Source organism: Armatimonadota bacterium, from assembly GCA_031459855.1.
In the GTDB taxonomy this organism is placed as follows: domain Bacteria; phylum Sysuimicrobiota; class Sysuimicrobiia; order Sysuimicrobiales; family Humicultoraceae; genus Fervidifonticultor; species Fervidifonticultor primus.
Genome location: JAVKHP010000001.1, coordinates 1,296,030 through 1,321,247 on the forward strand (window position 1 = coordinate 1,296,030; position 25,218 = coordinate 1,321,247).

A 25,218-nucleotide genomic window follows, 5' to 3' on the forward strand; every position below is an offset into this window, starting at 1 on the left:
GTCGTCACCCGATGCCCGTGACCGGGCCGGAGGCTAAAATGTATCGGAAGAGCATGTCTCGCGAAGTGCGGGAGGTGACGTAGATGGTTCGTCTTGTCGCCCTCGTCGTCCTGGCCGCGCTGGTGCTCGTCGGCCCCCACGCTGGAAGCGCGCAAGCCAGGCGCATCGTCGTCTACGCCGCTATGGACGAAACGGTCATCAGCCGTATCGTCAGAGCGTTCACGGAACGGACCGGGATTCAAGTGGAGATGTTGACGGTCGCCGCTGCCGGCACCGTTGCCGCACGCATCACGGCGGAAAAGGCGCGTCCGCGGGCCGATATCTTCGTGGGCGGGTCCATCGACTTCCACGCACCGCTGGCCGCCGAGGGGATTCTTGCGCCCTATCGGTCTCCTGCGGCGGCCGAGGCCAAGGTGCCCAGGGAGTTCATCGACCCCAAGGGGTTCTGGCACGGGTGGTACTTTGGCGTACTGAGCGTGGTGGTAAACCGCCCGGTCTTCGACCGCACCTTGGGAGCGGCAGGCATTGCGCTGCCCAGAACGTGGGATGATCTGACGTTGCCGGCGTTCCGCGGGCAGGTAGTGCTGCCCAGCCCTGTCACGACCGGCGCCGGGTACATCTTCCTCGCGACCCAGTTCTTCAGGCTGGGGGAAGAACGCGGGTGGACGTATCTCAAGGCCCTGGCGGCGAACACGTCACAGTTCGCCCCTACTGTGCCTGCGGCGATGACTCTGGTGGAGCGCGGCGAGGCAGCGCTGGGCATGAACTGGGCCCACGTGGGGCTCATCGCCCGCAACCGAGGCGTGCCCATCGACATTATCCTCCCCCCGGACACCGGCTACGAGATCGGAGGCGTGTCGATTATCAAGGGCGGTCCGAATCCCGAGGGGGCCAAGGAGTTCGTCGATTTCGTCTTCTCCAGACTGGCCCAGGACATCGCGGTCAAGTATCACCTGACCTATCCCGTGAGACTCGATGTGCCCAGCCCCGCGGGGATGCCGGCGCTGGAGAACGTGAAGCTGGTCAAGTACGATCGCGACTGGGCGATTGCCAACATGACCCGGGTGCGAGAACGGTGGATGCGCGAGGTGGGGCGCTAGAGGAATGACACGCACGCTGCGATGACTGGGAGGCGGCGACGTCTGCAGGTCTGTACTGTGAGACGGCTATGACCGTGGCCCGCCGTCTCCTGCGCGATCCTGCGCTGACAGCCGCGTTTCTCGTCGTGGGCGGCGCGCTATTGATCTTCGTGCTGTATCCTACCTTGCGAGTTCTGACGTTTCCCGGGCTGCAGGAGTACCTTAGCGTTCCCCAAAGCGTGCGGTGGTTGCAGGCGTTGCGGAACAGCCTGGTGATGATGGTGCTGTCCAGCACTACCGCTACCGCCGTCGGTCTGGTCTTCGCGTTTGCGCTGGTTCGCGGGGATGTGCCCGGGGCCGGCGTGTTTCGCCTCGCAACGCAGCTTCCTTTGTTTGCGCCGCCGTTCATGGTGGCGTTCGCCTACATCTTGCTCTTTGGACGCCAGGGACTGATTACCCGATCCCTGTTGGGGCTCGACCTGAACATCTTTGGCTGGCCCGGGTTGTGGGTGGTCCAGACGGTAGCGTTCTTCCCGTACGCAGCGCTGGTCATCGAGAACGTGCTGCGTGGCATCAACCCGACGCTGGAGTACGCCGCCCATAGCCTGGGCGCGACGGAGACCGACGCCCTCCGGGACGTGACCCTGGCGCTCGCATGGCCCGGTGTCACGGGCGCGATCCTGGTGGTGGCGATCACCGTGCTCGCCGACTTCGGGAACGCGGTGATTATCGCGGGCGGGTTCCCACTGCTGGCCACGGAGGCGTGGTTTCGGTTGGAAGGCACTGCAGACCTGCGAGGCGCAGCGCTGGTCGTGTCGATTCTGATCGTGCCCACGACGATCTTGTTCCTGTTGGAGCGGTGGCTGGTTGGGCGTCGGTCGTACGTGACCGTCACCGGACGCGGCGCGCGGCTCGAGCCCCTTCGGACGCCCGCGGCGTTGCGCTGGGGAGTGTTTGCTGTGTGCGCGGTGATGTCGGTGTTGGTGCTGCTGGTGTACGCGGCGATCGTGCTGGGAGCGTTCACCGCGGCATGGGGGTACAACTGGAGCCTGACGCTCGACCACTGGCGCTTGTCTTTCGACCGGCTCGGCACGCTGGCGAACAGCCTGAAACTGGCCGCGGTCAGCGCTGTGGCGACCGCCAGCCTCGCGTTGGTGACGGCGTTCCTGGTATCGCGCGGCGGCGCAGGGCAGCGTCCCCTGGATTTCCTGGCATTGCTTCCAGGCGCGTTGCCGGGGGTGTTCGTCGGGGTGGGGTACGTGTTGGCGTTCAACCAGCCTCCCGTGGAGCTCGTGGGCACGTTCTGGATTCTGGTCCTCGCGCTCACCGTCTGGCATCTGCCCCTTGCCTACCAGACGGCCCTGAGTGCGTTGCGCCAGATCGAGCGTGCCATCGAAGAGGCCGCCAGCAACCTGGGTGCCAGCGCGCTGCACCTGGTTTGGGAGATCTACCTGCCGCTGTTACGTCGTGCGTTCGTCGATGCGGCTGCCGTCTCGTTCGTCCGGGCAGTTGTGAACGTGAGCATCGTGGTGTTCCTGGTATCTCCGGGCAACGTGGTGGCTACTTTCGCCATCCTCTCGTTGATCGTCAACGGCGCGTGGGGCGGCGCTGCTGCTCTGACGTCGCTGCTGCTGCTGCTTACGCTCGGTGCAGTGGCGGTGAGCCGACGCCTTCTCGGCTACCCGATTCGAACCGGTAGGGTGACGTAAGTGGCGCGGGTCGAGATCGTCAATGTCACCAAGCGTCTCGGCGCGACGCTGGCCGTCGACCGGCTGTCGCTGGTGGCCGAGGAAGGGAAGTTTACGACGCTGCTGGGACCATCGGGGTGCGGGAAAACGACGCTGCTGCGAATCGTCGCGGGGTTCTACCGCCCGGATGCGGGTGAGGTACGCATCGGTGGCCAGGTCATGACCGACGTTCCTCCCTACCGGAGGAACACCGCCATGGTATTTCAAGAGTACGCGCTGTTCCCCCATATGACGGTTCTGGACAACGTGACCTATGGCCTGCGCAAGCGCGGGCTCGGGCGTGAGCAGGCGGCCGCTCGGGCCCGCGAGGTGCTCCACCTGGTGGACCTGCACGGCGTCGAGCGAAAGTTCCCCCACGAGCTCTCCGGAGGGCAACAGCAGCGCGTCGCCCTGGCGCGCGCGCTGGCCATCGAGCCGCAGGTGCTGTTGCTCGACGAACCGCTGAGCAACCTCGACGCGAAGCTACGCGTGCGCGTGCGCGGCGAGTTGCGCGCCCTGCAGCGGGCGATCGGCAAGACGACGCTGTACGTGACCCACGACCAGGAGGAGGCCCTGTCGATCTCAGACGTCGTGGCGGTGATGCGCGACGGGCGGATCGTCCAGGTCGGGTCGCCGGCGGAGGTCTACTATGCGCCGCGGACAGCGTTTGTGGCGGACTTCGTTGGAATTGCAAACTTCGTGCGCGGGCGGATGCGCGGGACATGGCTGGAGGCCGACGGAATAACGCTGCGGCTCGCCGTGGCGCAGACGCGGCCTGACGGGGACGTGACCGCAATATTCCGTCCCGAGGCCGTCCGGGTCTTCACGACACCCCCGGACGGCGACAACGTCGTGGCGGGCGAGATCGTGAACGCGTTGTTTCACGGCCCTGTCGCGCGGTACTGGGTCCGAGTTCGCCGGTGGACCTGGACGGTGGACGTGCACGACCCGCATGGCGGGTTGCTTGGCGGCACGGTGTACCTGCAGGTGCCGGCTGACCGCTTGCACCTAGTGCAGGCAGACGAGATTCAAACAGACGAGCTGTCTCCGGTGGGCACTTCGCTGCCATCGCTTGGGGTGCGGTGAACTCCTTGCTCCCGCCGCACACGCATGTCAGCCGCGTGCGGACCTGAGCGGCCGCAATTCCCTTGCTGAGCAGCGCGCTCAGCGCACCAACACGCCGAGCACCGGCAGCCCCAGCAGACCGTAGGCCAGGGTCAGGAAGATCCCGGCGACGAGTTCCTGGTCTTCGGGCACGTGCAGGACGCGCAGCGTGTACCGGGTGAGGGGGACGATCGCCGCGATGGCGGCGGCGATGAGCAACGGCAGCTTGAGGACCACCATGGCGCGCTCCCGTCGGGATCGAGTAACGGGTCGCAGTATACCACGGGACGTTGACGTGAGGCTACCCGACGGCCGTGACAACTCCAGACGTTGAGCGTTCGCGCAGGCGCTGGCCCGTATTTGCAGGTCCCGGCGCCCATCCCGACACGAGGAGGGCCACGTAACGGATGTTTCCCGGCGCGCGCTCCTCCAGGCGCGCATTCCCGGGCGGGCGCACCGGGGCGTGGAGCGTGGAGGATGGATACGCGAATGGGACGGCGCATCGTTCCACCGTCCCATTCCCGCCGACGGGGGACCGGCCGGGCACAGCCAGGGATGGACTAGCGAGCTGGCTGCTCCTTCGCCAGCACCCCAAACGCCAGCCAGGCGCTCAGGACCAGCGCCGCGATCCCGCCGATCAGCGACGTCCACAGGATGGCCGGCGTAGCCGACAGTGCGAAGACGAACGGGAAGAGGACGAACCAGATGCCGACCAGCCCGTTCACGTACTGCACCCATCGCTGCCGGCGGGTGGTCTCGTCGAGCGCGGCCCAGCCGCCCAGCACGAAGAGGATGGCACCACCGACGATGCTCGTCCACATCGCTCCGGTCTGGGTGCTGTAGCCCAGCACGAACGGAGCGATGACGAACCAGAGACCGATGAGCGCATTGACGACGTTGGGCCACGTCATCCGACCTCACCTCCTCTGGACGTCATGAGACTGCGCCGGCCGGTCCCACCCGGCGTCAGCTTGCACTAGCTTGCACCTATATTGTACCGCATCGTCGTCTTGTCAAGTAGTATGCCTTGACGGTGCCTCCGGCGCACCGTGGCGCCGCAGCGGTGGGCAGCCCCGTGGACGATCCTGGCGACGCTGGCAGACGCCCGGGGGGCGCACCGTGGCGCCGCAGCGGCGGGCAGCCCCGGGCGGCAGGAGGCGGCGCTTCCGCAGCGTACGACACCCCGTCTGCCCGGCTGCGGGCGGGCCCGGTCATGGGGAACATCGGCAGGGACCCGGCGGTTGTCTGGGAAAGAGTCGACGGGCGTCGTGCCCCGGCCCGTGACGGCGCCGCAGGCCGACCCGCAGAGGAGACGCAGGGGGGACGTGGCATGCACGTGGTGGACGACGAGATCGCGACGGCGTTCGACGACGGCCCGGTGCTCTCGGCCGGGTGCAAGCGCGTGGTGGCCCAGGCGGTCCGGCACATCCTGGAGGCCGTGGGCGAAGACCCCGCCCGCGAGGGGCTGGCGCAGACGCCGGCGCGGGTGGCGCGCATGTACGACGAGCTGCTGGTGGGCTACACCCAGGATCCGATGAGCGTCCTGAACGGTGCGCTGTTCGAGGTGGAGTACGACGAGATGGTCGTCGTCTCCGACATCGAGTTCTACAGCCTGTGCGAGCACCACCTGCTGCCCTTCAGCGGCACGGCGCACGTGGCCTACCTCCCGGACAAGCGCGTGGTGGGCCTCTCGAAGATCCCCCGCATCGTCGACGTCTTCGCGCGGCGCCTGCAGGTGCAGGAGCGCATGACGCAGCAGATCGCCGACTTCCTGCAGGCGATCATCGCCCCCAAGGGCGTGGCGGTGGTAGTGGACGCCGTGCACCTCTGCGTGGCCATGCGCGGCGTGCGCAAGGCCAACGCCCGCATGCGGACCAGCGCGCTGCTGGGCGCCTTCCGGGAGGACGAGAAGACCCGCGCCGAGTTCTTCAACCACATCGACCGCGGCGGCGGGACCGTCCGCGGGTAACCCGTGGGCCGCGGCGGCAGCACGTGTAGGTCACCGTGGACCTCGCCGGCCGCGTGGCCGTGGTGACCGGCGGCGGGCGCCGCCTGGGGCGCGCCATGGCCGTGGCACTGGGGGCCCGCGGCATGCGGGTCGTCGTCCACTACGGGACGTCGGGCGCGGAGGCCGACGCCACGGCCGCGGCGATCCGCGCCGCCGGTGGCGAGGCCCTGGCGGTGCAGGCCGATCTCGCGGACGAGGCTGCTGTGAGCCGCCTGATCCCGACGGCAGTGGAGCGCTTCGGGCGCGTGGACGTGCTGGTGAACAGCGCGGCGATCTTCGAGCCCGGCGGGGTGACCGACACGACGTCGGCGGCCTGGGACCGGCACTTCGCCATCAACCTGAAGGCGCCGTTCCTGCTGAGCCAGGCGTTCGCGGCGCACCTGGCGCCCGAGGCGACCGGCAAGATCGTGAACGTCAGCGACTGGCGGGTGTTCCGGCCCGACGCCGGGCACCTGGCCTACACCCTGACCAAGGCTGCGCTGCTGACGCTCACCCAGGCGCTGGCGGTCGCCCTGGCCCCACGCGTCCAGGTGAACTGCCTGGCGCTGGGCGCCATCCTGCTGCCCGCCGGTGCTGAGGCCACCTACCGGGAGCGGCTGCTGGCGCAGATCCCGGCCCGTCGCCTGGGGACGCCCGATGACGTCGTCCGCGCCCTGCTCTTCCTCCTGGAGCACGACTACGTGACCGGCGAGGTGCTCCTGGTCGACGGGGGGCGACATCTCGTCTGAGCCCAGGAGCGTGGGGGTGTCATGGACCGCATCGTGATTCGCGACCTGCTGCTGCGGTGCGTCATCGGCACCAACGCCTGGGAACGCGAGGTCAAGCAGGACGTCGTCCTCACCGTGGTCCTGCACGCCGACCTCCGGCGCGCTGGGATCAGCGACGACCTTGCGGACACCGTGAACTACCGCACGGTGGCCAAGCGGATCATCGAGCACGTCGAGGCCTCGCAGTACCATCTGGTGGAAGCCCTCGCCGACGCCGTCGCCCGACTGTGTCTGGCCGAGCCGCAGGTGGCGCGCGTCGAGGTCACGGTGGAGAAGCCCGGCGCGCTGCGCTTCGCGCGCGCGGTGGGCGTGACCGTGGTGCGGGAGCGGTCGGCGCCATGAGGCCGGCGCGCACGCACCGCGCGGTGGTGCTGCTGGGCTCCAACGTCGACAGAGAACGCGCCCTGCCGCAGGCGGTGGCGCTGCTCGCCGCCCGGGCGCGGCTGCGGGCCCTCTCGTCGGTGTACGAGACGGAGCCCGTGGGCCGGCCCGACCAGCCGCCGTTCTTCAACGCGGCCGCCGTGGTCGAGACCGACCTCGACCCCGCGGCGTTCCGGCGGGAGGTGCTGGCGCCCATCGAGGCGCAGCTGGGCCGGCGGCGGACGGCCGACAAGTGGGCGCCGCGGACGATCGACCTGGACCTGATCCTGTGGGACGACGAGGTCTGCGAGGTGGAGGGACGGCCGGTGCCCCATCCGGAGTTGCTCACCCGCGCCCACGTGGCCGTGCCCGTGGCCGAGGTGCTCCCCGACGCGAGGCACCCGGTCACCGGCGAGCGCCTGGCCGCGCTCGCAGGGCGGCTCGCGGCGCTGACGCGCATCGTCAGGCGTGCGGACGTGCGTCTGGAGTCTGCTGCCGGGCGCGCGCAGGCCTGACCCGCACGGGCCCCGCAGGTCCCGACAGCCATGCACCTCGCCGTGATCGCCGACGACCTGACGGGCGCGTGCGCCACCGGCGCGCTGCTGGTGCCCCTGGGCCGTGTGCGGGTGACGCTGGAGTACACGGCCGGCCGCCTGCGCACGGTGGGCGGCGCGCCGGACGCCCTGGTCGTGTGCACCGACTCGCGGGCCGAAAGCCCCGAGGTGGCCGCGGCCCGCACCGCCGCAGCGGCCACCGCGCTGCGCCGGCTGCGGCCAGCGGTGATCGGCAAGCGCATCGACTCGACGCTACGCGGGTGGATCGGGCAGGAGGTGCGGGCCCTGCTGGAGGTGCTGCCCGATCGCGCCGTAGTGGTGCCCGCCGCGCCGGCGGCCGGCCGGACGGCCGTCGGCGGCGTAGTGCGCGTCGGCGGGACGCCGCTGGGCAGGGTGGAGGACGCCGGTGGTCCCGCGGAAGACGTCACGGCGCACGTGCCGACGCTGGTGGCGCGCCAGAGCGGCATGGAGGTGGCGCACGTGCCGCTGGAGACGGTCCGCCACGGTGCCGACGCCGTGCGCGACGTCCTGGCCGCCTACCACGGCCGCATCGTCGTCGTCGACGCCGAGACGGATGCCGACCTGGCGCGCATCGCCCGCGCCTGCGACGGGCTGTCCGTGATCCCCGTCGATCCGGGGCCGTTCACCGCGGCCCTGGCACGGCGCCGCATCCCCCACGCCGTCGGCCATGGCGCGGTGCAGCCCACCGCGGTGCGCGTCCTCGTGCTGGCGGGGAGTCCCACCCCGCTGGTGACGCGTCAGGTGCAGGCGCTGGTGCGCGAGACCGGCGCAGACGTCGTGCACCTCGATCCGGCGCGCGCCGGCGATGGGGCCCACTGCAGCGACGTCGCCGATCGTGCGCGCGCATGGCTGGCGCGCGCCGGCGTGGCCATCGTCCGCCCCGCGCCTGCCGACGGGAGCGGCGGCGCCGACGCAGGCCGCGCGCGGCCCGAGGCCATGGCCAGCCCCAGCGCGCGCGTCGTCGCCCGCGCGCTGGGGGCCATCGCCGGGCGTGTCCTGGAGGCCGGGCCGCCGGGCGTGGGGCTGGTCGTCACCGGGGGAGACGTGGCGCTCGCCACCTGCCGTGCCCTCGGTGCCAGGGCCATCGAGATCCTGGGCGAGGTGTTCCCGTTGTGCGCCGCCGGCCGTCTGCTGTATGGTCGCCATGAGGGAACGCCAATCGTGACCAAGGGCGGCATGGTCGGCGACGACGATGGGCTGGTGCGCGCGTGGCGCGCCCTACGGGAAGGGTGGGTACCCGCATGGAGCCCGTGATCGGCGTGACGATGGGTGATCCGGCCGGCATCGGGCCGGAGATCGTGGCCAAGGCCGTCGTACGTCCCGACGTCCTCGGCCACGCCCGCCCGCTGGTGATCGGGAACGCCGCGTACCTCGCGCGCACGGTCGCCGCCCTCGGGCTGGACGCGCGGGTCACGACGGACGGCGACCCCGGGCCTGACCGCATCGTCGTCCACGACGTGGCGGTGCCGGCCCTCGATGGGGTGCGGATGGGTGCCGTGCAGGCCATCGCGGGGCAGGCCGCCGCGGCCTACGTGGAGGCGGCGGTGCACCTGGCGCGCGAGGGCCGCATCGTGGCCGTCGCCACGGCGCCGCTGCACAAAGAGGCGCTCTGGGCCGCGGGCTACCCGTATCCCGGGCACACCGAGATGCTGGAAGCCCTCACCGGCAGTCCCTACAGCCTGACGATGTTCCAGGTGCGGGGGCTGCGCATCTTCTTCCTCACCCGCCACCTGGCGCTGCGCGACGCCATCGCGCAGATCACGGCCGAGCGCACGCTTCAGACGCTGGCGCGCATGCAGGAGACACTGGCGCGCCTGGGGCTCCCGCGGCCACGCATCGCGGTCGCCGGCCTGAACCCCCACGCCGGCGAAGGCGGGCGGCTGGGCACCGAGGAGCGCGACCACCTCGCGCCCGCCATCGCCGAGGCGCGACGGCGCGGGCTGGACGTCGTCGGGCCCGTGCCGGCTGATGCGGTGTTCGCTCAGGCGCTGGAGGGACGGTACGACGCGGTGCTGGCCCTCTACCACGACCAGGGGCACATCGCCGCCAAGACCCTCGATTTCCACGGGACGGTGAGCGTGACGCTCGGGCTGCCCTTCATCCGGACGTCGGTCGACCACGGGACGGCATTCGACATCGCGGGCAAGGGCCTCGCGCGCGAGGACAGCATGGCTGCGGCGATCGTGGCGGCGGCACGGCTGGCGCGCGTTGGGGTTGGGACCCGATAGGTGCGGGGCGACACGCGTCGCATCCGGGCGGCGCCCGTGGTGGCAAGAGGCCAGGGTGGAGGTGATCGCAGGTGGACGACCTCAGACTGCGTTCGGGGGTTGCCGCGCGGCCGACCCGCCGTGCGTTCCTGCAGAGGTCGGCGGTGGCCCCGGTCCTGGGTGCGCTCGCCGGCGCCATCTGGCAGGTGACCGGCGGGCGGTTGGGGGCGCTGGCACAGCCCGTGGCGTTGCAGCCCACACCGCCCTGCCCGGACGCCGACGACGTCACCCCACCGCAGACCGCGGGACCCTTCTACAAGCCCAGCTCACCGCGTCGAAGTTCGCTCCTCGAGCCGGGCGTCACCGGGACCAGGTTGGTCCTCTCCGGCCGCGTGGTGACCACGGCGTGCCGGCCGGTGGCAGGGGCGCTGCTGGACTTCTGGCAGGCCGACGACAGCGGTCGGTACGACAACGCAGGCTTCCGGTTGCGCGGCCATCAGATCGCCGACGAGGCGGGGCGGTATCGACTGGAGACCATCGTCCCCGGGGCGTACGCCGGACGCACCCGCCACATCCACGTCCGGGTGGCAGCCCCCGACGGGCCCGTGCTGACGACCCAGCTCTATTTCCCCGACGAACCCCGCAACCAGACGGACTTCCTGTTCGACCGCAGGCTGGTGATGCGGGTCCGCGATGCGTCCGGCGGCAAGGTAGCGACCTTCGACTTCGTGCTGGACGCGCGGCGGTAACCTGCGCCGGCGATCGTTGTCGCCTCGGCCGGCACGGGAGTCCGGCGCTACACCGGCGCCCCCTCGGCCCCCAGCCGACGCATCACGCCCGCCACGAACGCGGCGCGCTCGGGGTCGGTGCGCAGCAGGTCGTCGCGCGCGTGGTCAGCTGGCACGGCGCCGCCCGAAGCGGTCCACCAGGCCTCGAAGTCCTGCGCCCAGCCTTCCTCGGGGCGTTCCGCACTGTACGCGTCGAGCAGCCGGCCCGCGGCTCGGGCGGCGTCCCACAGGGGGAAGTAGCCCTGCCAGCGTTCCTGTGGCGTGAGCAACAGGTACCAGACCGCGTGGCCCAGTTCGTGCAGGTCACCGCGGTACGTGGCGTAGCCGGCGTGGCGGCCGGTCGCGATCGCCTCGGTCATGGCCAGGACCCGCCGGGGCGGATAGTAGAACGCGGGGCCGGACCAGATGGCGGGGTTGGCGTCGTCGACGCGCACCTCGTCACCGGGCTGGACGCTCACGGTCATGCCCCGTGCCAGGCAGGCCTCCACCAGCGGCCGCAGCGGCTCCCAGCGCCGCCGCAGCGCGTCTGGCAGCTCCTCCCAGGTCATGCGCGGCAGCGCATCGCGGCGCGGCGTCAGATCAGCCATGGCAGCAGCCGCCTGGTGCGCGCACGGTAGCCGGCGTAGTCGGGGAAGCGCTCGAGGAGCCACCGCTCCTCGATGCGCGCCTTGGCGTCGAGGTAGAGCGCCAGCGCGCCGGCCAGGGCCAGATGGACGCCGCTGGCGCGCCACAACGCCCAGCCCACCGCGGCCACGATGAGGCCGCCGTAGACGGGATGCCGCACGCGCGCATAGACCCCGGTCTGCACCAGCACGGCGCGATGCCGTGGACGGGGCAAGGGGCTGAGGCTGGGGCCCAGCGCGCGGATCGCCGCAGCAGCGTACGCCAGTCCGACGACGACGAGCGCGGCGCCGATCACGGCGAGGACGCGGCGGGGTGCGCCACCCCATGTCCAGCCGGGTGGGGTGAGCGCCAGCGCCAGGATGAGCGCCGTCTGGCCGGCGACCCACCACTCGCCGCGCGGACCCTTCCACCACGGCTGGCGCGTGCGGACGTCCACGACCGTCTTTCCCCCTGGCCATGGTGATTCGCTGCAACGTGCGCGCATTCCCCACCACGGGCGCAGCGGGATCGCTGGCCGCAGACGCGAACTGCATCCCGGGGCGTGGGAGCAGACGCATGACAGCCTGCGCCCCGGGGAGGGTCGTATGGCACGGATGCTGGTCGAGATCGAGGCCGACGCGATCCTCGGCGCCGGCCAGGCGCCGCCCGGTGCGCCGGCGCGTTGAACGGGATGTCGTCCCCGCGGCCGCTGAACGTCACCTTCGATACGAAAGTCCAGGTGCGATTCGCGGTGTCCGAGGCCGCCGTCGGGCGGCGGCTGCCCGCCCCGTGGCGTCCGGCGCCTCCAGCCGGCGGACCCCACGCCGGCGCCACGGTGGTCGCGGTGTTCTCGGAGGTCCTGCTGCGTCTGGACGCCACTGGCCAGCCGGCACCGGCCGCGCAGACCCGTCACCTGGCGATCCTGGCGCCGGCCGCGCACCCGGCCGGCGAGCGCGCGACGTTCCTGCTCGCGATGTGGACCGCGCACCCTCATGGCGTCCCCGGCCCGCTGGGGCTCGCGCAGCCGGCGGTCGTCCGACATGCGCAGGTGGCGGAGGGCGATGGGGCCGGCGCCACGGGCGAGGAACACTACGAGGTGGCGCCCCGCGACGGCGGGCGCGTGCGCCTGGCGCTCCGCTACCGGCGCGGCCTGCCCGAGCACGCTGCCTGGCCCACCGTGCTGCGGTCGGCGGCGGCGCCCACCGTCGCCCGCCGGTACGAGAACGAGGCGCTGCTGGACGTGGTGCGCAGCGCGCCAGCGGGGGTGGACCGCGTCGCGGAGTTCTCCCTGATCGCGGACCTGCCCGCTCTGGCCGACCTGCTGGACGGGCGCGAGCGCCTGGTCAGCATCACGACCGTGCCCTGGTTCGTCCGCCGGGAGTACGCGTGCTGAACGGGCCGCGCGCCGGCACGGTATCCGCGAGGATCACCGCGCCATGCAGCTGCTGCAGCCCGACCGGGTTGCGCGGTCGTACCACCCGTGCACGCCTGAAGCCACGTGATGGCCCACGCGGTGCTGCAGTCCGACCGGGTTGCGCGCGGTCGTACCACCACGCGTACGCCGCACGCCACGTGATGGCCTCACGCTGGTGCTGCGGCCGGCCGGTTGCGCGGGGCCCCGAAGCGGCCCGGGGGCGTAGGGTGGACGCTACACCGCGATGAAGACGTTCTTCACTTCCGTGTACAGGTCCAGGGCGTGCATGCCCAGCTCGCGGCCGAACCCGCTCATCTTGAACCCGCCGAACGGCGCTTCCTGGTGCACGCTGTGGTTGCTGTTGATGCTGAGCACGCCGCTGCGGATCGCCTTGGCCATCCGCAGGGCGCGGCCGAGGTCGCGCGTCCACACCGACCCCGACAGGCCGTAGGGCGAGTCGTTCACCATGCGGATCACGTCGGCCTCGTCGTCAAAGGGGATCAGGCAGGCCACCGGCCCGAAGATCTCCTCGCGGCCGACGCGCATCTCGTTGCGCGCGTCGGCCAGCACCGTCGGCAGGAGGAAGGCGCCGGCCGCCAGGCGCGGGTCGTCGGGCGGGGTGCCACCGTAGGCGACCGTGACGCCCTCGCGGCGTCCCAGCTCGATGTAGCGGAGCACGTGGGCCCGTTGGGCCTGCGAGACCAGCGGGCCCATCTCGGTGGACGGGTCCAGCGGGTCGCCCACGCGCAGACGGCGCGCGGCATCCACGAACAGGGCGGTGAACCGGTCGTAGACGCTCCGTTGCACGAAGACGCGGCTGCGGGCGCAGCAGTCCTGCCCCGCGTTGCCGTAGACCGCCAGCGCGCCGCTGGCAGCCGCGCGCTCCAGGTCGGCGTCGGCGAAGATCACGTTGGGCGACTTCCCGCCCAGTTCCAGCGAGACGCGGGTCATCGTGTCCGCGGCCAGCTTCATGATCTGGATGCCGGTGGTGGTCTCGCCCGTGAAGGCGACCTTGCCCACCAGCGGGTGCGTGACGATGGCCGCCCCGGTGGTCGCGCCGGGGCCCGTGACCACGTTCAGCACGCCGGGTGGCACGCCGGCCTCCAGCGCCAGCAGGCCGAGGCGCAGCGCGGTGAGCGGCGTGTACGAGGCCGGTTTGAGGATGACCGTGTTGCCGGTGGCCAGCGCGGGCGCCACCTTCCACGAGGCGATGAGGAACGGGAAGTTCCAGGGCACGATCAGCCCCACCACGCCGATGGGCTGGCGCAGCGTGAAGTCCAGGCCGCGGTCGGCCACAGGGATCGTCTCGCCGAAGTACTTGTTGGCGGCACCGGCGTAGTACTCGAAGCAGCCTGCCGCCGCCTCGATCTCGCTGCGCGCGTCGGCCAGCGTCTTGCCGCCCTGCCGCACCTCCAGCACCGCGAGCTCTTCGGCGTGGCGGCGGATCGCGTCCGCCAGCCGCAGCAGCACACGGCCCCGGTCGGTGGCGCTGCGGTCCGCCCAGCGGCCGTCCTCGAACGCCTGCCAGGCCACCTGCGCGGCCCGGTCCACGTCCTGGGGCCCGCCCTGGGGCACCTCGGCCACGACGGTCCCGGTGGCGGGATCGACGACCTCGAACGTCTGGCCGTCCAGCGCGGGCACGGTCTCGCCGCCGATGACCATGGACATGGCCAGGCGCTGGATGCTCTGTCGTGTGCTCTGCGATGCGTCCATGTGCATGCCTCCCGGGGTCTTGGGGGACAGTTCCCTGTCCGGTCTGCCACACCCTGCGCGGTGGGACCAGAGGCCCCGGCGCGCCTCACCGACGGCGGAATCCCTCCCGGGCTCCGGTCCGTCCCAGGCCCCCGCGCCAGCGCCGGCGCCACGCGGTACAATGCGGCCATGGACCGGTTGCGCCGTCCGGGCGGGTCCCCGAACCGTCCGATGGCATGGAGGAGGGATCGATGTCGCTACGCCTGTGCGTGATCAACGGGTATCCCGCGCCCAACCGTGAGGTGCTGCGCCAGGCCGGGCACTGCAGCGCCGACGAGATGTACGTGTGGGCGTTCCGCACGCTGGCGCCGGAGGCCCGACTCGACGTGCTCTACCTGGCCGACCTGGACGTCCCCGTGCCCGACGACGACTGGATCGTGGGCTACGACGCCTTCCTGTGGACCGGGTCGAACCTGACGATCTACGAGGACGACCCCCGCGTGCAGCGCCAGATCGCGTTCTGTCGACGCATCTTCGAGGTGGGGCGACCCCAGTGGGGCAGCTGCTGGGGCGTGCAGCTGGCGGCGGTGGCGGCGGGCGGCGAGGTGCGCAAGAACCCGCGCGGCCGCGAGATGGCCATCGCCCGCAAGATCCACCTGACGCCCGAAGGCCGCGCCCACCCCATGTACCAGGGGAAGCCCGAGGTCTTCGACGGGTTCATCTCGCACCTGGACGAGGTCACCCGCATCCCCGAGGGCGGCACGCTGCTGGCCACCAACGCGCACACGCGGGTGCAGGCGCTGGAGGTCCGGTGGGGCCGTGGCGTCTTCTGGGCCACCCAGTACCACCCCGAGTACGACCTGACGCAGATGACCCGGCTGCTCGTGGCCCGCGGCGAGGCCCTGATCAAGGAAGGCTTCTTCGCCGACCGCGCCGCGCTGGACCACCGCGTCGCCCGCATGGAGGCCCTGGCCCGCGATCCGTCGCGCAAGGACCTGCGCTGGGACCTGGCGATCGACGACGACCTGCTCGACGAGCGCATTCGCCTGACCGAACTGCGCAACTGGGTGCACGCGCTGGTGCTCCCCTCGGTCGGTCGGCGGCTGGAGCGGGTCTAGCGGCGACGCGACACGCCGGCTCCTGCGCTCCGTGGGGGTCGAGGACCGTGCCCGGCCAACGGCGTCGGCGACGGGCCGGGCGCAGGATCACGGCGACCGGAGAGACGGAGAACGGCCAGGGCCGACGGGCAGGCAGCTGCGGCGTCATAGAAACCACGGCTGCGTCCAGGCCAGCCCGCCGTTCGAGGAGGACACCCGCGCGCGCACGTACCCCTCGTCGCCTGTCGGACGGTACCGCGCCTGGAGGCCGTGGACGACGGCGAGCGTCGCGCCGCCGCGGCCGATGAAGCGGGTGGTGTACGCGAAGTCGCGCTCGGGTGCGATCTCCACGACCAGCAGGTCGCCGTCGCGCGTGACCACGTCCAGCGTGACCTCGGTGGAGGCGTAGAACTGCCCCTGGGCCATGGCGGCCAGCAGGGCCGCCGGCGTGCAGGCCGGCGCGCGGACCACGATCCACGCCCGGCCGGGTGGGGAGCAGTGGCCCCACCACTCCCGCCGCCAGTGGTGCGCGTCGTCGGCCGCGACGCCGAAGACGCGCCGTCCGGCCGCCAGGAGTCGATCCCAGAGGGCCTCGACGCTGGGACGGCCGCCGCCCCCGCAGTTGTTGCAGTCGCTGCTGGCGTTGTAGATCTCCAGCAGTGCCCAGCCCTGGGTGGCACGGAGCGCCGCCTCGTCGAGCGCCCAGCGGTAGTTCGGATGGTTGACCTGCGGCATGCCGCCGGCTTCCCGCACCGCGTCCACCGCCGCCTGCAACGTGGCCGCCACCGTGGGGCCAGCTGCGGCGCGCGGCAGGCGCGTACAGCTCAGGGCGTTGACGTGCACCGGCCGCCCCTGGCTGCTCAGGCTCACCTCGCACCCTGGGACGAGCAGCAGCCGGTGCCGCCTGGCGTTCCAGCCCTCGACGTCGGTGACACGATCGTGGTCGGTGACGACCACGAAGTCCCAGCCGTGGGCTTCGTACCAGGCAGCGACCTCCTCCAGCGGCGCGTCGCCGTCGGAACGGTCGGTGTGCGTGTGGGTGTTGCCCTTCCACCAACGGCCGTCGGTCATGGTCTCGCTACACGCTGATGCGTGGGAACACGCCCGTACATCAGCGTGCGGCTTCCCTCCTCCAATTCTTCGAATCATTGGACGGCGGACGCCAGCAGGCCCCGCCGTTCCAGAGGTCGAGCACGAACGGACGAGTGGGCCATCTGCAGGGGCCCGCGCCTGGCCCGGCGTGACCGGATGGACGAGTGCCGCCTCCGCCGACGAGGCCATTCACGCAGCGGTTCAGACATCCGACCCGGGGTCTCCTGCAGGTGCCGCAGCGGGCGGGACGGTGGCCGCCCGCAGGCGCGTCGGTGCCAGGGCCACCAGGCCCACCAGCGGGCCCAGCGCCAGCAGCCCGAACGCCAGCCCCCACCGCGTCGCCGTCGTCAGGCTCAGGCGGGCGCCGGCCTCCAGCACCACGCCGACCGCGGCCGGGGACGCCGCCGTGGCCGCCCACCCCAGCAGCATCTGCACCGCGAACGCGCCGCCCAGCGACCGCGCGGGCACGACCTCCATGAGCGCCGCGGAGTACGCCGGCGAGTCGGCCAGGCTGACCGTACCGTACAGCAACGCGGCGGCGGCGATCACCGCCACCGGCGCCGCCACCAGCCATCCGAAGCCCAGCGAGCAGATCAGGCTGATGGCAAGCATGCCCCTGGCCGCTCGCACACGGCCCAGCCTGTCGGCCAGACGCCCGCCGCCGACCGCGCCCACCGCGCCGCCGGCGCCGATCGCCGCAGCCGCCAGCACCCCACCCCAGGCCAGCACGGCGCGGTCGCCCTGGTCCCGGAGCTCGAGCGCGGCGACCATGAACGGCGCCAGCCACGTCCACAGGCCGAACAGCTCCCAGTTGTGGCCCGTGTACGCCAGGATCACCCGGCGGGCCGCCGCGTTGCCCAGCACGTCGCGGGCGTAGCGCGACAACGCCGCCGGGCCCGGGGGTGCCGACAGCGGCACAGTTGGCACCCCGCCCGCCATGACCAGCGCGCCCAGCAGCTCCAGCGCGCCCACGGCCGCCATCGTCGCCCGCCAGCCGATCCGCGGCACCAGCACGCCGGCGTAGACGAGCGGCAGCGCGTAGGCCGCCACGATGACCGCGATGAAGATGCCGGTGGCCGTACCCCGCGCGGCCCCGGGCACCGTGTCGGCGATCTGCTTGAGGGCGGGCAGGTAGAGGCCACCCATCACGACGCCCACCAGCACCCGCAGCGCCAACCCCGTGGAGACGTCGTGCGCCGCGGCGGCGAAGACCAGGTCGCCGAGTCCGACCAGGGCGGCGGCCATGGCCATGACGGGCTTGCTCTGGACGCGGTCGAGCAGGAAGCCGATCGCCACGTACGCGGCCAGCGTGCCCAGCTGGAAGCCACCCAGGATCAGGCCGGCCTGCGCGGCCGACAGGCGCCACTCGACGCTCAACACCGGGATCAGCGCCGAGAACACCAGGCCGGTCTGGTGGCCGAGGAACTGACCCGCGCACAGGGCCACGAAACCGGGTACCCACGCTCGGTCCCCGGCGCCGACGCTGGTGCGGTCTCGTGGTTCACCCATGGCGGGCCTGCAGCAGCCACTGGGGCAGCCGGGGGTCACGCAGTCCCTCCCGGTAGCGCGCCAAGTGCGCCTCGGCCGCAGCCATGAAGTCGGGCCTGCCCCCAGGCGGCGCCTGCGGCAGCGTCTGCGCCGCCAGGTACCACGCAGCGTCGCGCATCTGGGCGACCAGGCGCATGAGCTGCAGGCGTGCGACACCACCCGGCGTCGCCTCGCCGAAGTAGGCCTGGAGCAGTGCCGCATCGGCGGCGTCGTCGGGCGCGTGGTAGATGGCGAAAGTGGCCAGGTCGAAGTACGGGTCGCCGGTGCCCGCGTACTCCCAGTCGACGATCCAGACACGCTCGCCGTCGTCGACGAGGTTGGCGCCCCAGAGGTCGTTGTGGCAGGGGGCCAGGCGCGGGGCGGGCTCGAGGGCGTTGGCGATCTTTGCCAGATGCGAGGTCAGCACCGGCAGGTCGGCAGGGAGCGGGATACCGCCTGCCCGGGCGACGCGCAGGTACGCCGCGATCGTCCCGGTGGGCGAGAACCGCGCACCCGCAGGCGGACGCAGCGCGTGGTAGCGGCGGATGGCCGCGACGACGCGCTGCACGACGTCTGGGGATGCGGGCTCGCCGGGGGCCAGCGTGCGGCCCGGCACGTACCGGGTGACCATCAGTCCGGCCTCGGGCCGGACGTGCACAACCGCTGGCGCCACCCCGGCGCGGCTCGCTGCCAGCGCGCAGGCGCGTTCCCGCCGGCGGTCGATCCCCAGGGCCTCGGCGCCCGAGATGGCCAGCCGTGCCACGAACGTCTGGCTGTCGGCGTCCACCCGGAAGGTGCGGTTGGTGAGGCCGCCAGGCAGCGGCGTGATGCGCACCGCGGCGGCGGTTCGCCAGGCGGGGATGCCCTCCAGCGTGCGCACGACGTCGTCGGTCAGGTCGTGCGCGTCCGACACGCCCATCGGTCCTTCCGGTACCGGGATCCCGCGGTCAGCGCCCGATCGCACCGCCCCGGCGCATCCGTCCGGTACGTCCCCCGCGCGCTCATTCCCGTGCTGCCGCTCGGTACGCGTCGAACTGCGCTTCCAGCTCCGCAGCCACCGCGGCGGCGACGGCCTCGGGCGTCCCGTCCCGCTCCAGTTCAGGCCCGACCCGCCAGCCCTGCAGGTACGCGTCGGTCCCGGTCATCCCCTGGCGCATCGCGACCGCGTCGATGAGCGCCTGGAATCGGGCATCCAGGGGACGCCGCACCCGGCCCGTCGCGTCGAACGCCTCGACCTGCGCCGGGATCGTCTGCCAGTAGGTGATGCGGTAGCGCGCCATGGTGTCTTGCGCTCCGTGGTCCCGTACCCCCGCCCGCTGTGGGCGCCGCCGCGCGGCGGTCCTCCGGCGCATTGACCCGCGCCCGTGATGCCGTGCCCTGCGCGCTATCGCAGCGGCGATGTCGCCGCAGCCTGGCAGGCCGCGGCTACCCCCGGCCAGCAGCGCGCATCTGCTCGGTGAACCGGATCGCCAGGTTGACGCCGTCCTGGGCGGTCTCGCCGTAGCCGTCGGCGGCGATCTTGCGCGCGAACGCCTCGGTCACCGGCCCGCCGCCCACCAGGATGGTGTGCCGCTCACGGATGCCGCGGGCCTCGAAGAACTCGATCACCTCGCGCATCGACGGCATCGTGGTGGTCATCAACGCCGAGAGCCCCACGATGTGCGCACCAGTCTCCTCCGCCTTCTCGACGAACTTGCCTGGGTGCACGTTCACGCCCAGGTTGTGCACCTCGAAGCCGGCCACCTTGAGCAGCGTGCCGAACAGGTCCTTGCCGATGGAGTGCACGTCGCCCTTCACCGTGCCGATCACCGCCACGCCGCGCTTCTGGTGGGCGGTGCCCTGGGCCAGGATCGCCGGTTCCAGGACCTTCATCGCCTCCAGGAAGACCTTGGCGGCCATCATCAGCTCGGGCAGGAAGATCTCCATGGCCTGGAACTTCTCGCCGATGATGGCGATGCCGGGCGAGAGGCCCTCGTCGATCAGGCGCAGCGGGGGCACGCCCTGGGCCAGGCCCTGCTGCACCAGCGCCACGCCGCGCTCGGCGTCGTAGTCCAGTACGGCCTGCTTCAAGCCCTCCAGGAGGGCGGTCGCGTCCATCCATCGACCTCCGGTGTGGTCATCGCAGCGGCAGCCCCAGCCGGCGCAGGTCCTCTTTGGCCCTGGCGTAGATCTCGTAGTGCCAGGGCGCCGGCTCCAGGGTGTCCAGATCGTAGCAGTCCTGGAACCGCGAGCCCTCCGGCGCGTTCTCCAGGTGCGGTTCGTAGCGCGCCAGCAGCGCCTTGACGATCTCGTTGCCCTGCTCGCGCGTCAGCCCCGCCGCGGCATGGGCCACCTCGCACGCGAAGCGCATCTCGAGTGGACTGTAGTTGTCCATGAGGATGCCCTTGGCCGGGTGCACCGTCTCGATGTTGGCTCCCGAGACCACGTCGGTGATGATGCGGGCCGCGGTCTCGTCGTACAGCTGCGGCGTCGCCGTGCCGGCCGCGGCGTAGCCCAGGTTGAAGTAGGGGAAGGGCATGTTGCGGCTGATGGCCTGGCAGCCCAGGGCCACGCTGGTGAGCACCTCGCGCGCGGTGGAGTTGGACTGGGTGATGTGCAGCGAGTAGAGCAGGTGGTACGTGGCGCCCACCAGCAGGGGGCCGGCCATGACGTACGCGGCGTTGAGCACCGCCGAGCCGATGACCCCGCCGGCGAAGCCGCCGTAGATGGCGCCGGCCGCGAACCCCACGTTGCCTCCGAACGAGAGTACGGCGGCGGTCTTGTTCAACACGTTGTAGTCGAGCTTGAGCTCCGAGAGCGAGACGATCAGCCAGCCGTCGCTGGGGCGCAGGCCGTACTCGCGGTTGGTGACGGCCAGCACGCCCATGGGCGACGCCGAGGTGGACAGCAGGTTGATGATCGGCAGCCCGGGCCGCCCGGCGCGGCGCATCGACTCGCGCCCCAGCCGCACCGAGTGGATCGCTGCGAAGATCTCGGACGGCGCGCCGGCCTGCACCGGCATGCCGCGGATCCGGGTGAGGGCGGGGATGCTCATCGAGTCGGCCTGCGGGATGCGCGCGTAGCCTTCGACCACGGCCGAGGCGATCTCGTCCGAGGAGACCGGAATGCCGCCGCCCACGTGGCACCACGGGCGCTGTGGATCCTCGGGCCGGCGTGGCCGCATGGCCTTCGCCTCCTTCCCCTCGCCCAGCGCACACGCCCGCGGGGCGTAGTGGATCGCCTCCTCCAGCTCGTCGCGGGTGAAGGTGATGACCCGGTTGGTGTCGGGGCAGTAGCAGCCCGTCTCCACCAGGAACTCCTTGGCGGCCAGGAAGATGCGGTCAGCCAGGTCGTCGTCCCAGGGCACGACGACGTCCTTCGGCGGGGCCTTCAGCCCGTACTTCGCGATCACCCGCGTCAGGTTCGGCACGAACCGCTGCATGTCGAAGTCGTCGGGCGCCACGATCGGCCCGGTCGCGGCCCGTCGGCAGATCTCCAGGAAGGGCACCATGCGTCATCCTCCTCGGCGTCCCGCGCGCCGCTACCCCGCGCTGCACGCTGCCGGCCAGGGCCCGGAGCGCACGGGCCGCAGGCGCCGGCGCGTCGCCCGCCCCATCGCTACCGACCGCGGCGCACGACCTCGGCGATGCGCCGGATGTGCTCGGGCGTGCTGCCGCAGCAGGCGCCCACCAGGCGTGCGCCGGCTGCCACGATCGCGGGGTAGCCGGCAGCCATCGGCTCCGGCGCCAGGTCGTAGACCGTGCGATCGTCGACGATCTTCGGCATCCCCGCGTTGGGGTACGCCACCAGCGGCCGGTCGGTGGCCGTGCGCATCTGGGCGATGATCACCGCGGCCCGCGCCGGGCCGCCCTCGCCGCAGTTGCACCCGACGATGTCGGCGCCGGCGGCGGTCAGCAGGCGGGCGGCCTCGGCGGGCGTCGTCCCCCACAGGGTCCGGTCCAGCTGCCGGGCCGCGTTGTACTGGAAGAACATCGTGGCCATGACCGGCAGGCCCGTGGCCTCCTTGGCGGCCTGGATCGCCACGACGGCCTCGTCGGGGACCATCATCGTCTCCACCGCCAGCAGGTCGACGCCGCCCTCGGCCAGCGCCACCGCCTGCTCGGTGAAGTTGGCGCGCAGCTCGTCCAGCGAGACGTCTCCCATGGCCGCCAGGGTGTCGGGCAGGTGTCCGGTGGGGCCCATCGCGCCCGCCACGTACGCGCCCGGCGGGCAGGCCGCTCGGGCCAGCTTCGCGCCCAGGTAGTTGAGGTCGCGGACACGTCCCTCCAGCCCGTAGGGCGCCAGCTTGAGCCGCGTGCCGCCGAAGGTGTTGGTCTCGATGACATCCGCCCCGGCGGCGAGGTAGGCCCGGTGGATGCCCGCGACCACGTCGGGTCGGGTCTCGTTCCACAGCTCCGGGCAGGCGCCATCGACCAGGCCCGCCTCGAAGAGCATGGTGCCCATGGCGCCGTCGAGGATCAGCACCTCCGACGCCAGGCGCTCCACCAGTTCCTCGCCGCGTGCTCCCACCGTGTGTCCTCCACCACCGCCTACCGGAACTGCAGCGCCTCCAGGAACACCTCCTGGAACTCCGGGCGCGTCGCGAGCGGCACGTGCCGGATGCGCTGCGCCAGCGCCTCGGCCCGGCGGCGTTCGGTCTCGGAGACCAGCGCCATCTGAGCGCCCAGCCCGGCGGCGTTGCCCACGTAGTGCACCCGCTCGCGCCCCAGGCGCGGGATGAGGCCGATGCGCACGGCGCTGTCGACGTTCAGGTAGTTCCCAAACCCGCCGGCCAGCAGGAGCTCCGCCAGCCGGTCGTCCGGCGTGTCGGTCAGCCGCTGCAGCATCGCGATGCCGGCACGGATGGCGCCCTTGGCGAGCTGGAGCTGCCGGATGTCGCCCTGCGTCAGCACCACGGCCTCGCCGGTGGCGCTCTCGTCCGGCGTGACGACGACGAAGGCCGGTTGGCCATCGGGGAACACCGTCACCCGGCGGCGGAGGGCATCCGGGACGCCCGAAGGCGGCTCGGGGTGCAGGCGCCCGGAGGCGTCGACGACGCCTGCGTCCAGCAGCCCGGCGACCAGATCCAGGATGCCCGAGCCGCACAGGCCGGCGGGCGGGACGTCGCCGATGACGTGGTAGGCGACGTCCTGCGCGATGCGCACGCGGTCGATGGCGCCGCGGGCGGCCCGCATGCCGCAGCGCAGCTGCGCGCCCTCCAGCGCTGGCCCGGCGGGCGCCGAGCAGGCGACGAGGCCGTCGGGGCCGCCGAGCACCATCTCGCCGTTGGTCCCGATGTCCACGGCCAGACGTGGTGCGCGGGCGGCGTCCAGGCGCGTGGCCAGCGCCATCGCGGTGGCATCGGCCCCCACGAACCCCGCCACGATCGGCAGCAGGAAGACCGGGGTCGCGGGGGGCAGGCGCAGGCCCACCTCGGCGGCGCGCAGCCGCAGGCCGCGACGGACCGCGGGCGCGTAGGGCGCCTGCCCGACGTACGTCGGGTCCAGCCCGAGGAAGAGGTGGTGCATCACCGTGTTGCCCACCACCACCACCTTGTAGATGCGCTCACGGGCGATGGCGGCCTGGGCGCACGTGTCCTCGATCTGGGCGTTCAGGTGCTGGAGCAGCCGCACGTGCAGACGGCGCACGTGGGCAGGGTGCTCCTGCGCGAACGCGATGCGCGACATCAGGTCGCCGCCGAAGGCCGCCTGGGGATTCAGGCCGGATACCGTGGCCACCGTGGCGCCGGTCCAGAGATCGACCAGGTACGTGACGACCGTGGTGGTCCCGATGTCGACCGCGAGCCCGAAGGCCTCGGCGCGCGTGTCGCCGGGCTCGACGGCCAGGAGCAGCTTGTCGGCGCACACCACGGTGAGCCCGTGGCGCGCCGTGCGCAGGAGCGCCGGCAGCCGGCGGAGGGCATCGAGGGCCACGTCGTCGGGAAGCCCTGCACCGGCCAGGGCCCCGCCGGGTGCGTCCGCGAGCGCCCGCGCTACCTCCTCCAGGTCGGAGGACGGTCGCGTCTCGTCGTCGGGCGGGGAGGGGACGACGTAGGTCTTGACCACGCCCGCGTCGAGCACCAGCCCGGGGGCCGTCCGCACGGCCGCCGTGGCGGTCACGATCTGGAACCCCGCCTCGTCGATCGGCGGCGCCACCAGCACGGTGAGGTCGGTCCACGCCTCGGCCTGGCAGGCCAGCCGGTAGCGGTCGCGCACCGCGTCGTCGCCCAGCTGGACGCGGTCGGCGAGCGTGGGAGGCGGCGGTGTGCCGGCGGTGATCTGCACCCGGCAGCTGCGACACCGGCCGCGCGCACCGCACGTGGCGACGATCTCCACGCCGGCACGCTGGGCGGCCTGCAGCAGCGTCGTGCCCGCCGGCACCGCGACGTGCTGCTGCGCGGGCGCGAACGTCACGGCGACGGCCTGGGGCAGGGAGGACGTCTGCGGGGCATGCATGACGGGATGCTGCACCTGGCCGCGCGGCCTCACGGCGCGCCGGTGGGCACGAGGCCGTAGAGGCCCGAGACGGACTTGCTGGGGCGCATGACGCAACTCTCGGTGAGGCGCACCGTCAGCGCACTCCCGGCGAACGCGGCGAAGAGCAGACGCTGCTCCTCCAGCGCCCACCCCGCGAACCCGGGCGCCATGCGGGCGGTGAGGCGGTACCCCCGGCGTCGCGCGTCGGCGGCCAGCAGCTGGCGCACGTCGCGCAGCAACCCGTCGATGGCCACCCAGCCGGCGGTGTCGAGCAGGAGACCTTCGACCAGGTGTTCCTCGCGCACCAGCGCCTGCGCGCGCCGCTCGAGCGCCGCCCCGATCGTGAGCACCAGGAGGACGGCCTCGGTCGCGCCCGCCAGACGGTGCGCCAGCGTCCTGCTGTGGAAGACCACGCCATCGTCCAGCGCCACACGCCCTTGTGGGTCCACGCTGCGCACCGACAGGCGGCGCAGCCACCCGCGGGGCTCGAGCAGCGTCTCCGCGGCCGCGGCCATCTGCCGCGCGATCTCGCGCAAGCGCGGGGCCACCTCCGCAGGCCTGCGGTACTTGTGCAGGCGCAGCACGAGGTCGGGGTCCACGCGCGGAGGCCGCAGGCGTAGCTCGTCGATCATGGCCGGACCGAGGAGGCACGCACGTAAGTGGCGTTCGCCCCGGCGCGTACCGTTCCTACTCTCCCACGGCCGGCGTCGGACGGGGGCAGTC

26 protein-coding genes are annotated in these 25,218 nt (G+C 72.2%); 12 read left to right on the forward strand and 14 right to left on the reverse strand.

Annotated features, from left to right (window positions below):
* Positions 1–83: 83 nt before the first annotated feature.
* From QN157_05950 to QN157_05960, 3 genes are all read left to right on the forward strand, one after another.
* Entirely contained in the window at positions 84–1,100 is a 1,017-nt protein-coding gene (locus QN157_05950) for an ABC transporter substrate-binding protein (GenBank protein ID MDR7555135.1), read from the forward strand.
* 68 nt (positions 1,101–1,168) lie between these two features.
* On the forward strand, positions 1,169–2,788 hold the full coding sequence (locus QN157_05955) for an iron ABC transporter permease (protein ID MDR7555136.1): 1,620 nt from the start codon (positions 1,169–1,171) through the stop codon (positions 2,786–2,788).
* The gene (locus QN157_05960) at positions 2,789–3,892 is read left to right on the forward strand and encodes an ABC transporter ATP-binding protein (protein MDR7555137.1); all 1,104 of its coding nucleotides are present in this window, start codon (positions 2,789–2,791) and stop codon (positions 3,890–3,892) included.
* A gap of 78 nt (positions 3,893–3,970) precedes the next feature.
* On the opposite strand, the gene QN157_05965 is transcribed toward QN157_05960, so the two are convergent.
* Positions 3,971–4,150: a hypothetical protein gene (locus QN157_05965; protein MDR7555138.1), complete on the reverse strand. Its 180-nt coding sequence runs from the start codon at positions 4,148–4,150 to the stop codon at positions 3,971–3,973.
* A gap of 320 nt (positions 4,151–4,470) precedes the next feature.
* On the reverse strand, positions 4,471–4,821 hold the full coding sequence (locus QN157_05970) for an SPW repeat protein (GenBank protein MDR7555139.1): 351 nt from the start codon (positions 4,819–4,821) through the stop codon (positions 4,471–4,473).
* A 419-nt stretch (positions 4,822–5,240) separates the two neighbouring features.
* On the opposite strand from QN157_05970, the gene folE reads away from it, so the two are divergent.
* The 7 genes from folE (at position 5,241) to QN157_06005 (ending at position 10,576) form a co-directional block, all read left to right on the forward strand.
* The gene (gene folE / locus QN157_05975) at positions 5,241–5,879 is read left to right on the forward strand and encodes a GTP cyclohydrolase I FolE (protein ID MDR7555140.1); all 639 of its coding nucleotides are present in this window, start codon (positions 5,241–5,243) and stop codon (positions 5,877–5,879) included.
* Positions 5,880–5,914: 35 nt separating this feature from the next.
* Complete coding sequence (locus QN157_05980) at positions 5,915–6,646, forward strand: SDR family oxidoreductase (GenBank protein MDR7555141.1); 732 nt, start codon at positions 5,915–5,917, stop codon at positions 6,644–6,646.
* A gap of 21 nt (positions 6,647–6,667) precedes the next feature.
* Positions 6,668–7,027 (forward strand): dihydroneopterin aldolase, encoded by a 360-nt coding sequence (gene folB / locus QN157_05985; GenBank protein MDR7555142.1) that lies wholly within the window; start codon positions 6,668–6,670, stop codon positions 7,025–7,027.
* On the forward strand, positions 7,024–7,560 hold the full coding sequence (folK, locus tag QN157_05990) for a 2-amino-4-hydroxy-6-hydroxymethyldihydropteridine diphosphokinase (GenBank protein ID MDR7555143.1): 537 nt from the start codon (positions 7,024–7,026) through the stop codon (positions 7,558–7,560). The genes folB and folK overlap by 4 nt, the downstream gene beginning before the upstream one ends.
* 30 nt (positions 7,561–7,590) lie before the next feature.
* On the forward strand, positions 7,591–8,874 hold the full coding sequence (locus QN157_05995; GenBank protein ID MDR7555144.1) for a four-carbon acid sugar kinase family protein: 1,284 nt from the start codon (positions 7,591–7,593) through the stop codon (positions 8,872–8,874).
* Positions 8,862–9,848, forward strand: a complete 987-nt coding sequence (pdxA, locus tag QN157_06000) for a 4-hydroxythreonine-4-phosphate dehydrogenase PdxA (GenBank protein MDR7555145.1) — start codon at positions 8,862–8,864, stop codon at positions 9,846–9,848. Before QN157_05995 ends, pdxA begins: the two co-directional genes overlap by 13 nt.
* Positions 9,849–9,919: 71 nt before the next feature.
* Positions 9,920–10,576 carry a hypothetical protein gene (locus QN157_06005; GenBank protein MDR7555146.1) on the forward strand — a complete coding sequence of 219 codons (657 nt, stop codon included), beginning with the start codon at positions 9,920–9,922 and terminating at the stop codon, positions 10,574–10,576.
* A 47-nt stretch (positions 10,577–10,623) separates the two neighbouring features.
* Here QN157_06005 and QN157_06010 read toward each other — a convergent pair whose 3' ends face one another.
* Both QN157_06010 and QN157_06015 read right to left on the reverse strand, forming a co-directional pair.
* Positions 10,624–11,202, reverse strand: a complete 579-nt coding sequence (locus QN157_06010) for a hypothetical protein (protein ID MDR7555147.1) — start codon at positions 11,200–11,202, stop codon at positions 10,624–10,626.
* Complete coding sequence (locus QN157_06015; GenBank protein MDR7555148.1) at positions 11,190–11,675, reverse strand: isoprenylcysteine carboxylmethyltransferase family protein; 486 nt, start codon at positions 11,673–11,675, stop codon at positions 11,190–11,192. Before QN157_06015 ends, QN157_06010 begins: the two co-directional genes overlap by 13 nt.
* A gap of 234 nt (positions 11,676–11,909) precedes the next feature.
* On the opposite strand from QN157_06015, the gene QN157_06020 reads away from it, so the two are divergent.
* A complete protein-coding gene (locus QN157_06020; GenBank protein ID MDR7555149.1) occupies positions 11,910–12,611 on the forward strand; it encodes a hypothetical protein in 702 nt (233 codons plus the stop codon).
* Positions 12,612–12,866: 255 nt separating this feature from the next.
* Here QN157_06020 and QN157_06025 read toward each other — a convergent pair whose 3' ends face one another.
* Complete coding sequence (locus tag QN157_06025) at positions 12,867–14,345, reverse strand: aldehyde dehydrogenase family protein (protein MDR7555150.1); 1,479 nt, start codon at positions 14,343–14,345, stop codon at positions 12,867–12,869.
* Positions 14,346–14,575: 230 nt separating this feature from the next.
* Here QN157_06025 and QN157_06030 point away from each other — a divergent pair, with 230 nt between their 5' ends.
* A complete protein-coding gene (locus QN157_06030) occupies positions 14,576–15,442 on the forward strand; it encodes a type 1 glutamine amidotransferase (GenBank protein ID MDR7555151.1) in 867 nt (288 codons plus the stop codon).
* A 144-nt stretch (positions 15,443–15,586) separates the two neighbouring features.
* On the opposite strand, the gene QN157_06035 is transcribed toward QN157_06030, so the two are convergent.
* From QN157_06035 to QN157_06075, 9 genes are all read right to left on the reverse strand, one after another.
* Positions 15,587–16,492: a CehA/McbA family metallohydrolase gene (locus tag QN157_06035; GenBank protein ID MDR7555152.1), complete on the reverse strand. Its 906-nt coding sequence runs from the start codon at positions 16,490–16,492 to the stop codon at positions 15,587–15,589.
* 222 nt (positions 16,493–16,714) lie between these two features.
* Entirely contained in the window at positions 16,715–18,022 is a 1,308-nt protein-coding gene (locus QN157_06040; GenBank protein ID MDR7555153.1) for an MFS transporter, read from the reverse strand.
* A complete protein-coding gene (locus QN157_06045) occupies positions 18,015–18,959 on the reverse strand; it encodes a choline/ethanolamine kinase family protein (protein MDR7555154.1) in 945 nt (314 codons plus the stop codon). The genes QN157_06040 and QN157_06045 overlap by 8 nt, the downstream gene beginning before the upstream one ends.
* Before the next feature lie 82 nt (positions 18,960–19,041).
* A complete protein-coding gene (locus QN157_06050; protein MDR7555155.1) occupies positions 19,042–19,320 on the reverse strand; it encodes a virulence factor in 279 nt (92 codons plus the stop codon).
* Positions 19,321–19,465: 145 nt separating this feature from the next.
* Positions 19,466–20,137 (reverse strand): corrinoid protein, encoded by a 672-nt coding sequence (locus QN157_06055; GenBank protein ID MDR7555156.1) that lies wholly within the window; start codon positions 20,135–20,137, stop codon positions 19,466–19,468.
* Positions 20,138–20,156: 19 nt separating this feature from the next.
* Positions 20,157–21,530: a monomethylamine:corrinoid methyltransferase gene (locus tag QN157_06060; protein MDR7555157.1), complete on the reverse strand. Its 1,374-nt coding sequence runs from the start codon at positions 21,528–21,530 to the stop codon at positions 20,157–20,159.
* A 107-nt stretch (positions 21,531–21,637) separates the two neighbouring features.
* On the reverse strand, positions 21,638–22,549 hold the full coding sequence (locus tag QN157_06065) for a homocysteine S-methyltransferase family protein (GenBank protein MDR7555158.1): 912 nt from the start codon (positions 22,547–22,549) through the stop codon (positions 21,638–21,640).
* Positions 22,550–22,569: 20 nt separating this feature from the next.
* Positions 22,570–24,489, reverse strand: coding sequence for an ASKHA domain-containing protein (locus QN157_06070; protein ID MDR7555159.1), 1,920 nt, complete (start codon positions 24,487–24,489; stop codon positions 22,570–22,572).
* A 14-nt stretch (positions 24,490–24,503) separates the two neighbouring features.
* Positions 24,504–25,127 (reverse strand): vitamin B12 dependent-methionine synthase activation domain-containing protein, encoded by a 624-nt coding sequence (locus QN157_06075; GenBank protein ID MDR7555160.1) that lies wholly within the window; start codon positions 25,125–25,127, stop codon positions 24,504–24,506.
* Positions 25,128–25,218 lie beyond the last annotated feature (91 nt).

Bases quoted from the DNA above. Each gene is read 5' to 3' on its own strand.
- QN157_05950 (MDR7555135.1), top strand. From the start codon at position 84: ATGGTTCGTCTTGTCGCCCTCGTCGTCCTGGCCGCGCTGGTGCTCGTC.
- QN157_05955 (MDR7555136.1), top strand. From the start codon at position 1,169: ATGACCGTGGCCCGCCGTCTCCTGCGCGATCCTGCGCTGACAGCCGCG.
- QN157_05965 (MDR7555138.1), bottom strand. From the start codon at position 4,150: ATGGTGGTCCTCAAGCTGCCGTTGCTCATCGCCGCCGCCATCGCGGCG.
- QN157_05970 (MDR7555139.1), bottom strand. From the start codon at position 4,821: ATGACGTGGCCCAACGTCGTCAATGCGCTCATCGGTCTCTGGTTCGTC.
- folE (MDR7555140.1), top strand. From the start codon at position 5,241: ATGCACGTGGTGGACGACGAGATCGCGACGGCGTTCGACGACGGCCCG.
- folB (MDR7555142.1), top strand. From the start codon at position 6,668: ATGGACCGCATCGTGATTCGCGACCTGCTGCTGCGGTGCGTCATCGGC.
- folK (MDR7555143.1), top strand. From the start codon at position 7,024: ATGAGGCCGGCGCGCACGCACCGCGCGGTGGTGCTGCTGGGCTCCAAC.
- QN157_05995 (MDR7555144.1), top strand. From the start codon at position 7,591: ATGCACCTCGCCGTGATCGCCGACGACCTGACGGGCGCGTGCGCCACC.
- pdxA (MDR7555145.1), top strand. From the start codon at position 8,862: ATGGAGCCCGTGATCGGCGTGACGATGGGTGATCCGGCCGGCATCGGG.
- QN157_06010 (MDR7555147.1), bottom strand. From the start codon at position 11,202: ATGGCTGATCTGACGCCGCGCCGCGATGCGCTGCCGCGCATGACCTGG.
- QN157_06020 (MDR7555149.1), top strand. From the start codon at position 11,910: ATGTCGTCCCCGCGGCCGCTGAACGTCACCTTCGATACGAAAGTCCAG.
- QN157_06025 (MDR7555150.1), bottom strand. From the start codon at position 14,345: ATGGACGCATCGCAGAGCACACGACAGAGCATCCAGCGCCTGGCCATG.
- QN157_06030 (MDR7555151.1), top strand. From the start codon at position 14,576: ATGTCGCTACGCCTGTGCGTGATCAACGGGTATCCCGCGCCCAACCGT.
- QN157_06035 (MDR7555152.1), bottom strand. From the start codon at position 16,492: ATGACCGACGGCCGTTGGTGGAAGGGCAACACCCACACGCACACCGAC.
- QN157_06040 (MDR7555153.1), bottom strand. From the start codon at position 18,022: ATGGGTGAACCACGAGACCGCACCAGCGTCGGCGCCGGGGACCGAGCG.
- QN157_06045 (MDR7555154.1), bottom strand. From the start codon at position 18,959: ATGGGCGTGTCGGACGCGCACGACCTGACCGACGACGTCGTGCGCACG.
- QN157_06050 (MDR7555155.1), bottom strand. From the start codon at position 19,320: ATGGCGCGCTACCGCATCACCTACTGGCAGACGATCCCGGCGCAGGTC.
- QN157_06055 (MDR7555156.1), bottom strand. From the start codon at position 20,137: ATGGACGCGACCGCCCTCCTGGAGGGCTTGAAGCAGGCCGTACTGGAC.
- QN157_06060 (MDR7555157.1), bottom strand. From the start codon at position 21,530: ATGGTGCCCTTCCTGGAGATCTGCCGACGGGCCGCGACCGGGCCGATC.
- QN157_06075 (MDR7555160.1), bottom strand. From the start codon at position 25,127: ATGATCGACGAGCTACGCCTGCGGCCTCCGCGCGTGGACCCCGACCTC.